We start from the raw sequence: 9,639 nt of genomic DNA on the forward strand, positions 1-9,639 counted from the left end.
GATGGCGGCCGCCGCGGTGTTTCAGATCAGTCCCAGTGCCTGGACCGCGGCGCGTTCTTCTTCCAGCTCGGCCACGGACGCGTCGATCTTGGTTCGCGAGAATTCGTCGATCGCCAGGCCCTGCACGATCTCCCACCGGCCGTCGACCGGCCGCACCGGGTAGGAGCAGACGAGGCCTTCGGGTACGCCGTAGGAGCCGTCGGAGATGAGGGCGGTCGACGTCCAGTCCTCCGGGTCGGACAGGCCGAAGCGACGGTCGCGCACGTGGTCGATGATCGCCGTCGCGGTCGAGGCGACCGACGATCCGCCGCGCGCCTCGATGATCGCACCCCCTCGCTGGGCGACCGTCTCGATGAAGACTCCTTCCGCCCATTCGGTGCCGACCATCTCCAGGGCGGGGCGGCCGGCGACGGTCGCGTGCCGGATGTCGGGGTACTGCGTGCGCGAATGATTGCCCCAGATGGTGACGCGCTTGATCTCGCGGACGTTGACGCTCGTGCGCGCGGCCAGTTGGGCGACGGCGCGGTTGTGGTCGAGCCGGGTGAGCGCGGTGAACCGGTCGCGAGGGACGTCGGGAGCGTGCGCGGCGGCGATCATAGCGTTGGTGTTGGCCGGGTTGCCGATGACGAGGACGCGGATGTCGTCGGCCGCGACGTCGTTGAGCGCCTCGCCCTGCGGACCGAAGATCGCGCCGTTGCCCTCCAGCAGGTCCGAGCGCTCCATCCCCGCCGTGCGCGGACGGGCGCCGACGAGGATCGCGTGGTTGGCCCCTTCGAAGGCGACTCGCGGATCGGCGGTGACCTCGATGCCCGCGACCAGCGGCGAGGCCGCGTCCTGGAGTTCCATCGCGACCCCGGCGGCGGCGCGGACGGCCTGCGGCGCCTCCAGCATTCGCAACCGGACCGGGGTGTTCGGGCCGAACATCTCCCCGGCGGCGACTCGGAACAACAGCGAGTAGCCGATCTGTCCGGCGGCCCCGGACAAGGTGAGGGTGGCGGGCTTGGTCAGCGTCGTCGGCTCCATGAGTCCAACTCTGCCAGTCCCGGCGCGGCCTCGGCCACAATCATCGCCCAGGGCGCGCGACGTGGTCATATCGTCCACGAGCGGCCGTCTCGACGACGAAATTGTGCGCCATCCGACGTTTGCTAGGCTATGTCTCGCGAGGTCACAACCCCGCCAAGGCCGATGTAGTTTAGTGGTAGAACATCAGCTTCCCAAGCTGAGAGTGCGGGTTCGATTCCCGTCATCGGCTCCACCGGCTTCCATTCGACCCCAGGTCTTTGGATTCGGGCCGTTCGAGTTCAGATTTCCTAAGTTCTAGCGATGGCTCACATGCGTACTAGTTGTTCGGTACTTGTAGCGATACTTGCGGTGGCGATATCGGGGTGTTCGCGTCCCAGTGAAGACGTAAAGACATCTGAGCTCGAAGCGCGTACCGAGACGATGCCCTACTCGATGTTGGATCGAGCCTCGGTGACGCAGATCGAGGCCGATCGCATAGTGAAGCTGGATATTCGGTCCGGGGTGATTCCGTTGGCTTCGGTGGGTTTGGAGGCTCGCGGGCTGAGTGCGGTGATCGGGGAGGCGTCAGGTCCGGAGATCCTGTTGGTGATGGACGGTCCGTCGCGGCGCGAGTCGGTGATGTCTCGGACGGTGATGGCGACGGTCGAGGCGCCGACCCGGTCGGTGGGGATGGTGACGTTCTGGCAGGCGGCGAACTCGGGCCCGCAGCGTTGGCCCTTCTTCGCGACGGGATAGCGCGGTGGGGGTTCCCCGAACACCGGATAGAGGGATGGATCGCCAACCTCGAGGCGGAGCCGGACCCCGACGGCAAGTACTCGGTGTCGGCGGGAGTGGGCCCCGCTGGCCTGATCTGCCAAGTGCAGCTCAACTACAAGCGAGTCGGTCGCTCGGTGTTGACCTACGACATCTATACCTCGCCGGACTTTCGGATCCCGGAGAATATCGAGGCGATCAAGAGAACCGGGCAGATGGACTTGAACGCGGTAACTCGGAAACAAGCCTAAACGTCCAGACGCAACGCTGGCCAGCCGTAGTTCTCTGAGTTCATCGCTTCTCGAACGAGCGGAGTCCTCCACGATCCGCAGGTCAGAGCCTTTCATGTGCCATGATCGCACTGTGGCAACTCCTCAACACAACACATGTCAGGCAAGTCTGCGGATAGGTCCGCGATCCCCACTCGGCGGCCGCTGATGGAGTCCCCACGACCGCACCCCCAGACAGCGAGAGCAGAACGGGGACTCGACTCGCCGCTGACTGATCGGATGGTGGCGTGCCTCGCGCTCGGTGCCGGTATCGGCCTGCTCGTCGGCGACATCAACGGCGCATCCCTGCGCGGGCTGGCGCTCGGCCTCATCATCGGCGCGCTGAGCGCCTACTTCATCGGAGTGTCGCCCGTCGCCTTCGCCGCCTTCGCCAGTGTGTGCGCACTCCTGACAGCAGCCGTGATAATCCACTCGCTGCTCATCTTTGCCTTGGCGTTCGCCGCGTCCGTCGTCATCGCGATCGCGGCCCTGCGGGTTACCGCCGCACCCCGTCGTGGACCGGGCACGACGACCATTTGACGACTAGTGTCCGACCCATGAACAAGAAGGACTTCACACACCACTTCGGCGAAGCCGAACGACTGCTCGACCAGGCCGAGTCCCCAAACACCCCGGAATCGGCCCGCGCGGAGATCGTAGACAAGGCGAACGTCCACGCCCAGCTGGCGACCGCGGCGGCGGTCGCGCTCCGGGCCGGTCTCTAGCCCTCCTGGATTCGACAGCGGGTGATGTGCCGATTCGGCGTCGCCTCGATCGTCATGAAGGTAGCGGCCGAAACGCGGTCGCGCCACGATGGTCTAGGAGGACACCATGCACTACGCGCTACTGCTGAACAACGCTGAGCCCGAGCCGGGCGAGATCCCCGAGCAAGCCATCCTCGAGATGCGGGAGGCGATGGACGCCTACACCGAGGCACTGCACTCGGCGGGCGTCTTCGTCGCCGCCGAGATCATGGAATCGATCGCACACACCAAGACGGTGACTCGCCGCGATGGCGAGCTGCGCATCCAGGACGGACCGTTCGCCGAGACGCGCGAAGCGCTCGCCGGAGTCTTCGTCATCGATGTGCCGGACGAGGACGCCGCACTGGCCTGGGCGGAGCGGCACCCGGCGACCCAATACGCCGTCATCGAAGTGCGGCGCGTCGCCGCCTCGTGCGTGGACGGTACCTGGGCGAGCTGAGATGGTCGACGCTGAGCAGGCGCGGGACCGGGCCGAGGCCGCGGCCCGCGCCTGCTACGGGCGATTGCTGGCAATGCTGGTCGCCGAGAATCACGACGTCGCGGCCGCGGAGGACGCACTTGCCGACGCGTTCGAACGCGCGCTGCGCACCTGGCCGGTCGACGGAGTGCCGCAGCGCCCGGAGGCGTGGCTGCTCACCGTCGCGCGCAATCGCCGCCGCGACTACTGGCGGTCGGCCGCCTGGCGAACCTCGGTCCCGCTCGACCCACAGCTCGACGATCTCGCCGCCCCTCCGAGCGAGGCCGGGGACCGCCGCCTCGAACTGTTACTCGTCTGCGCACACGAAGCGATCCCGCCGGCAATGCGCACGCCACTGATGCTCAACACCGTTCTCGGCTACACCGCCGAGCAGATCGGACGGGCCTTCGCCGTACCGCCGACCACGATGGCGTCCCGATTGGTGCGCTGCAAGAAGCGGATCGTTCGGGACCGCATCCCCTTCGCGGTCCCCGAGGATCACGAGCTGCCCGACCGGCTCGCCCCGGTGCTCGAAGCCATCTACGGCGCGTTCAGCATCGAGTGGCCGAATCTGCCCCGTGCCCGCCAGGCCCTCATCCTCGGGCTGGGCGAGGTCGTCGCCGACGTGGCACCCACCAGCGCCGAAGCCCACGGACTCGCCGCGTTCATGTGCCTGTCGAGTGCTCGCCTGGCCGGGCGGGTCGACGCCGACGGCCGGTACGTCCCGCTGCCCGAGCAGGACCCGGATTCCTGGGACGCGTCCCTGATTTCACGCGGTCATTCCCATTTGCGCGACGCCCACCGGATCGGCGAGCCCGGCCGATTCCAGCTGGAGGCCGCCATCGCGGCGATGCACTGCGCACGGATGCCGGGCGGCGAAGTCGACTGGCCGGTCCTACGCCGGCTGCACGTCTCCTTGCAGCGCTTGGCGCCCACGGTCGGCGGCGCCGTCGCGCTGGCGGCGGTCGTCGCCGAAACCGACGGACCCAGGGCCGGGCTCGATCTCCTCGATCAGCTCGACGGGGCGGACCGCTACCAACCCGCGTGGAGCACCCGCGCCAGCCTGCTCGAACGCCTCGGCCGTTGGGACGAGGCGGCCGCCGCCTACGAGCGGGCCGTCTCCCTGTCGACGGACCAGGCCGAACGCGACCACTTGACCAGACGGCGGGACGGACTCGCCGAGCGCCGATGCGCAGATGACTCCGCCGACAGCCGCGACCGGGTGATCTGACGAGTCAACCGGACAACTCGTCGACGTTGAATCGGATCATCCGCTCGAGGAGATCCCACGGCATCTCCCGGTTCAGCGGGAACTGCACCGAGCCCTTGCCCTGCTTGTACTCGGCCAGTTCGGATGCGAACGCGGCCTGAGCGCTCGGCGTGGCGTACACACCGACGTGTTTGGCATAGCCCGCGAAGTAGACGAGCGGCTTTCCGTTCAACTTGTAGGCGGGCATGTCATAGGCGATGGATTCGACCGCGTCGGGGGCGATCCGGGTGATCGCCGCCCGCAACCGGTCCAACCGGGCACGCGCCTCCCCGTCGAACAGTGCCAGATACGAGTCCACGTCGGCCGGCTTGCTCATCCGACCATGGTCGCACAAGCATGGCGGCGGCCGGCGGGAAAACCTGAGCGGTTCAGGCGTGCGTGCGATCCTTGGATCATGGCCGACGTCACGACGCTGATCGCTGCCCTGCCCACCGGGATGGTGGTCACCGATCCGGACATCCTTGCGACGTACCGGCAGGACCGAGCCCAAGACCCGAGTGCCGGGACACCCCTTGCGCTGGTGCGGCCGTTGACCACCGAGGACGTGCAGACCGCGGTCCGCTGGTGTGCCGAGCGCGCCGTCCCGATCACCACGCGCGGTGCGGGCACCAGCCTGTCCGGCGGCGCGACCGCCGTCGACGGCGCGCTGATGATCACCACGGAGAAGATGCGCGGGGTCACCGTCGACACCGCCACGCGCACCGCCGTCTGTGCTCCCGGAATGTTCAACGCCGAGGTCAAAGCCGCGGCCGCCGCGCACGACCTGTGGTATCCGCCGGACCCGTCGTCGTTCGAGATCTGCACGATCGGCGGCAACGCCGCGACCAACGCCGGCGGGCTCTGCTGCGTGAAGTACGGCGTCACCGTCGACTACGTGCTCCGACTCGAAGTGGTCCTCGCCGACGGCCGCGCTCTCCGCCTGAGCGGCAAACAGCTGAAGGACAGTGCGGGGCTCTCCCTGACCCGGCTGTTCGTCGGCAGCGAGGGCCTGCTCGGCATCATCACCGAGGTGACCGTCCGCCTGCTTCTGCCGCAGGCTCCGGCCAGCACCGTGGTCGGCGTCTTCCCGAGTGTCCGCCAGGCCAGCGAGGCCGTCGTCGCAGTCACCGCGCAGACGCGTCCCGCGATGCTCGAGTTCATGGATCACACGTCGATCAACGCCGTCGAGGACGTGCTCAAGATGGGCTTGGACCGCGACGCCGGCGCCATGCTGATCGCGCAGTCGGACGCACCGGGACCGGCCGGCCCGGCCGAGATCGGCCTCATCGAAACGGCGTTCCGGGAATGCGGCGCCGAAGAAGTCTTCGCCACCGACGACCCGGACGAGGGCGAGGCGTTCACCGCCGCGCGCCGGGTCGCGATCCCCGCGGTGGAACGCCGCGACTCCCTGCTCCTCGAGGATGTCGGCGTTCCGATCCCGTCGCTGCCCGACCTGGTGGAGGGCGTCGCAGCGATCGCCGACGCCAACGAGGTGACGATCGCCGTCATCGCCCGTGCCGGCGACGGCAACACCCACCCGCTTATCGTCTTCGATCCCGCCGACCCCGACGAAGCGCGTCGCGCGCAGGTGGCTTTCGACGAGATCATGGGCCTGGCCGTCGAAATGGGCGGCACCATCACGGGCGAGCACGGCGTCGGCCGACTCAAGAAGTCCTGGCTGCCCGCACAACTGGGCGAGGACGTCATGGACCTGACGGCCACCATAAAATCCGCGCTCGATCCGCAGGGGCTGCTCAACCCCGGTGTTCTGCTGTGAGTCATACCCTCGCCGATATCCTGCCTTCGGTCGCGGCGGCGCTCGACGACGCCGGCGACAATCCGCTCGGCATCGCACCGGCGCGCGACATCGTGGTGCTGCTGATCGACGGCCTCGGCGCCGAGCTGCTGAACCGCCACGCCGAGCAAGCACCGACTCTTGCGGCCGGCAGCCGGCACACGCTGCGCGCCGGCTTCCCGGCGACGACCGCCACCAGCATCACGAGCCTCGCGGTCGGAGCACCGTGCGCGACCCACGGCATCATCGGGTACAGCTTCGGCATGCCCGCCGACGGCGGCCGGGAGATCCTCAACGCGTTGCGCTGGCGCACCGGCAGCGCCGAGGGCCCAGACGCCCGCGACCTGCTGCCGCCGGAATCGGTGCAACCGGTCGCGAGCACGGTGCAGCGACTCGCGCAGCAAGGGCTCGACGTGCACTACGTGGTGCCCGGCTATCAGGTGCGCTCGGGCCTCACCCGTGCCGCCTTCCGGACCTCGGGCACCCTGCACGACGCCGAGAACCTAGACGACGTGCGCGACGGAATCCTCGATGTCGCAACGCATTCCGGCACGGACCGGCGCTTCGCCTACGCCTACTACCCGGCCCTGGACATGAACGGGCACATCTTCGGCTCCGAATCCGCCGAGTGGCTCGCCGAACTCGCTCGCATCGACTCGATGGTCGCCGATCTGATGACGGACCTGCCCTCCACCGCCACCTTGCTCATCACCGGTGACCACGGAATGGTCAACGCCGGCACCGCCGTCGACCTCGACCAGCCCGATTTTCGCCACGACGTGGAGTTGATCGCCGGCGAAGCGCGCGCCCGGCATGTCTACGCCGACCGGCCCGACGCCGTCGCCGATGTCGCGGGCCGCTGGACCGAAGCGTTGGCCGGCCACGCGCGGGTCGTCACCAAAGAACAGGCCCTCGACGAGCACTGGTTCGGCCCGACGCCGTCGACGGACACGATCCGCGGCCGGATCGGCGACATCGTCGCGGCGGCCGAGGGCGACTCGGTCCTGGTGTGCCCGACCGCGGAACCGATCGAATCGATGATGGTCGGCCATCACGGTTCGTGGACCGACGACGAACAGTTGGTGCCGCTGATCTCGAATCGCTGACGACGCTACTGCCGGGGCACACCCGGCCGACGAACCTGTGCGCCCGCGACGGCCTCGTATCCCCACATCGTCAGGTAAGCCAGCGCCAGAAAGGCGGCCACGGCCAGGCCGACGCCGGTCGACTGCACCGACGACAGCGGGTTGCTCACCCAGTCGAAGGTCGCGGCGACGACGTCGTCGGGCCGATTGATCAGATCCCACGAGTTCCATCGCTGGAAGCGGCCGATCACCACGCCCACGGCACACAGCGCGACCGTGACGGCCATCGCCGCCCACCCGGCGACGGCACCGAACTCGGCGGTGAGACGGCGGTGGATCAGACGCATCGACACGACCCCGAGGATCAGCCCGGTCCACGCGGCGAAGCCGTACTGCAGCACGTGACGCCACAGGTCGTATCCGTCTCGCAGGTGAACGAGATCGGTGATCAGGTACGGGGCGTTGGGAAGAAAGGCGAGCCATGCGATTCCGAAGGGCACCAACCAGATTCGGCGACGCGCGACCGCGAACACCAGGGCGAAGCCGAGCGGAATCCAGGCGAGGAAGAGGTTCCAGATCAGGAAGCGGCTGGGATACGACAGCGGCGCGCTTCGGTCGGTGATGCCGAGCACGGCGGTCAGAACCGTGGTCCCGGCGAGTGCCGCCAGCAGCACGAGGATTCGCGGATCGGTCAGCCTCAACGGCGAGCCACCGCGAGACACGGATTGGGTGGACATGTCGACCACCGTACGGCGCGAATCCGCGGATCGGCCGAGCATGCGGCCGTTCCCGCACGGTAGTCTCGGCCGAATGCGCACACCGGCAAGGACTTTGACCACGGCCGCGCTCACGGCGGCCGTCGCGTCGACGCTGGCCCTGACGCCGTCCGCTGCCGGTGCGCCCGCGTGCGCCGCGCCGACCGTGACGGTCATCAGCCCGGCGAAGAAGCCGCTCGACGACTGGGCCGAGAACCTCGGATACGACAGGCGCGGCAACCTGTGGGTCTCCCGGCTCCGCGCCGGCAAGGTGACGCGCGTTTCGCCCGGTGGGCGCGTGACCGGCTCGGTGAAGGTCGACGACCCCGGTGCCGTCCGCCTCGGCCCCGACGGCCTGTTGTACGCCGCGTCGGGCACCACGACGACGAACATGCTGCCCGGCCTGCCCCGCAGCGGAACGGTCGTCCGATTCGATCCCGATGCCAAGCGACCGACCGCGCGGGTGTTCGCGACCGGCTTCGCCATGCCGAACGGGATGGCCTTCGGCGACGACCGCGCCCTCTACGTCGCCGATAGCGGACAGGGGGTCATCCGGGTTCGTCCGGACGGGCAGATCGACCGCGCGTGGACGGCCCGGGCACAGCGCGCTATCGCTCCACTCCTCAACGGCTTCGGCGTCAACGGGATCGCCGCTGTCGACGGCCAGCTGTTCGTCACGCTGACGACGAGTCTGACCGGGCGCGTCCTGCGCCTCCCGATCCACCGACCCGCCTCGGCGTCGGTCCTCGACCTGACCGCGCCGCTCCCGGGTTCCCTCGACGACCTTGTGGCCCTGCCCCGCCATCGACTCGCGGTCACCAGCGTGACCGGACAGTTCATCACGGTGGACACGCGGACGCGGCAGACCTGCACGCACAGCGCCGGACAGCCGCTGACCGCTCTCACCGTCACACCCGGCAGCCCGCATCGCATGATCGCCGGCACCGAAACCGGCGACCTTCTCTCCGTGCTCTTGCGGTAACTCGCCAACGCGCCGCCCGGCCGATGCGGGGATGTGACTGGGCGCGCTGAGTAGTTCTGCGCAGGTCACCGACCCCCGACGGTGGGAGGGTTGGCGTCATGACCGACACTTCTGACCTCCTAGCGGCCGCCGAACGCATCGGCGGCGAACTCCGGACGTTGCGGGACCGCCTCTCCGCCGTGTCGACGGAGTTCGCCGACTTCTCCGCTTCCCTCGCCCAATCCGCGTCTGCCCCGCAGGCCGCGCCACCCGCCACCGCCGCGGCACCGCCGACACCAGCCGGCCAGGTGCCCGCGCAACCGGCGCCCATGGCGCCGCCGCAAGCGCAGCCGTATCCGCCGCGCCCGGCGCCCTACGGACAGCCGCCGTACTACGCGAACCCCCCTGCGCGCTACGGACCTCCCATCGCCCCGCCGTATCCGATGGCGGCATCGGCTCAACCGCGACCGGCGGCCACGCCGAGCCGTTCGATGTCGGAGCGGATCTCCGATGCAGCGGAGCGGGGTC

11 protein-coding genes, 1 tRNA gene and 1 pseudogene are annotated in these 9,639 nt (G+C 68.9%); 10 read left to right on the forward strand and 3 right to left on the reverse strand.

All coding sequences use genetic code 11. From position 1 onward, the window contains the following. Positions 1-21: 21 nt before the first annotated feature. Complete coding sequence (locus tag GOARA_RS06760; protein WP_007321589.1) at positions 22-1,023, reverse strand: malate dehydrogenase; 1,002 nt, start codon at positions 1,021-1,023, stop codon at positions 22-24. A gap of 158 nt (positions 1,024-1,181) precedes the next feature. Here GOARA_RS06760 and GOARA_RS06765 point away from each other — a divergent pair. The 6 genes from GOARA_RS06765 to GOARA_RS06790 all read left to right on the forward strand — a co-directional run bounded on the left by GOARA_RS06765 (position 1,182) and on the right by GOARA_RS06790 (position 4,497). Further along, positions 1,182-1,255 (forward strand) — tRNA-Gly (locus tag GOARA_RS06765). A gap of 200 nt (positions 1,256-1,455) precedes the next feature. Beyond that, on the forward strand, positions 1,456-1,758 hold the full coding sequence (locus GOARA_RS20550) for a hypothetical protein (RefSeq protein ID WP_245548376.1): 303 nt from the start codon (positions 1,456-1,458) through the stop codon (positions 1,756-1,758). A 527-nt stretch (positions 1,759-2,285) separates the two neighbouring features. Beyond that, positions 2,286-2,585: a hypothetical protein gene (locus GOARA_RS06780; RefSeq protein WP_007321592.1), complete on the forward strand. Its 300-nt coding sequence runs from the start codon at positions 2,286-2,288 to the stop codon at positions 2,583-2,585. Between the two features lie 17 nt (positions 2,586-2,602). Further along, entirely contained in the window at positions 2,603-2,770 is a 168-nt protein-coding gene (locus GOARA_RS20180; RefSeq protein ID WP_007321593.1) for a hypothetical protein, read from the forward strand. 106 nt (positions 2,771-2,876) lie between these two features. Continuing rightward, positions 2,877-3,248, forward strand: a complete 372-nt coding sequence (locus tag GOARA_RS06785) for a YciI family protein (protein ID WP_007321594.1) — start codon at positions 2,877-2,879, stop codon at positions 3,246-3,248. 1 nt (position 3,249) lies between these two features. Then, positions 3,250-4,497 carry an RNA polymerase sigma factor gene (locus GOARA_RS06790; protein WP_007321595.1) on the forward strand — a complete coding sequence of 416 codons (1,248 nt, stop codon included), beginning with the start codon at positions 3,250-3,252 and terminating at the stop codon, positions 4,495-4,497. Between the two features lie 4 nt (positions 4,498-4,501). On the opposite strand, the gene GOARA_RS06795 is transcribed toward GOARA_RS06790, so the two are convergent. Then, positions 4,502-4,852 (reverse strand): iron chaperone, encoded by a 351-nt coding sequence (locus GOARA_RS06795; protein ID WP_007321596.1) that lies wholly within the window; start codon positions 4,850-4,852, stop codon positions 4,502-4,504. Positions 4,853-4,930: 78 nt separating this feature from the next. On the opposite strand from GOARA_RS06795, the gene GOARA_RS06800 reads away from it, so the two are divergent. After that, positions 4,931-6,292 carry an FAD-binding oxidoreductase gene (locus GOARA_RS06800; RefSeq protein ID WP_007321597.1) on the forward strand — a complete coding sequence of 454 codons (1,362 nt, stop codon included), beginning with the start codon at positions 4,931-4,933 and terminating at the stop codon, positions 6,290-6,292. Then, entirely contained in the window at positions 6,289-7,416 is a 1,128-nt protein-coding gene (locus GOARA_RS06805; RefSeq protein WP_007321598.1) for an alkaline phosphatase family protein, read from the forward strand. The genes GOARA_RS06800 and GOARA_RS06805 overlap by 4 nt, the downstream gene beginning before the upstream one ends. A 5-nt stretch (positions 7,417-7,421) precedes the next feature. Here the strand turns inward: GOARA_RS06805 and GOARA_RS06810 are convergent, their stop codons facing one another. Beyond that, the gene (locus GOARA_RS06810; RefSeq protein WP_007321599.1) at positions 7,422-8,132 is read right to left on the reverse strand and encodes a DUF1361 domain-containing protein; all 711 of its coding nucleotides are present in this window, start codon (positions 8,130-8,132) and stop codon (positions 7,422-7,424) included. A 73-nt stretch (positions 8,133-8,205) separates the two neighbouring features. Between GOARA_RS06810 and GOARA_RS06815 the strand changes: the two genes are divergently transcribed. After that, positions 8,206-9,132 carry an SMP-30/gluconolactonase/LRE family protein gene (locus GOARA_RS06815; RefSeq protein WP_007321600.1) on the forward strand — a complete coding sequence of 309 codons (927 nt, stop codon included), beginning with the start codon at positions 8,206-8,208 and terminating at the stop codon, positions 9,130-9,132. A gap of 98 nt (positions 9,133-9,230) precedes the next feature. After that, positions 9,231-9,639: pseudogene (locus tag GOARA_RS06820) on the forward strand (hypothetical protein); the annotation flags it as partial.

This window comes from Gordonia araii NBRC 100433, assembly GCF_000241265.1.
Lineage (GTDB): Bacteria > Actinomycetota > Actinomycetes > Mycobacteriales > Mycobacteriaceae > Gordonia > Gordonia araii.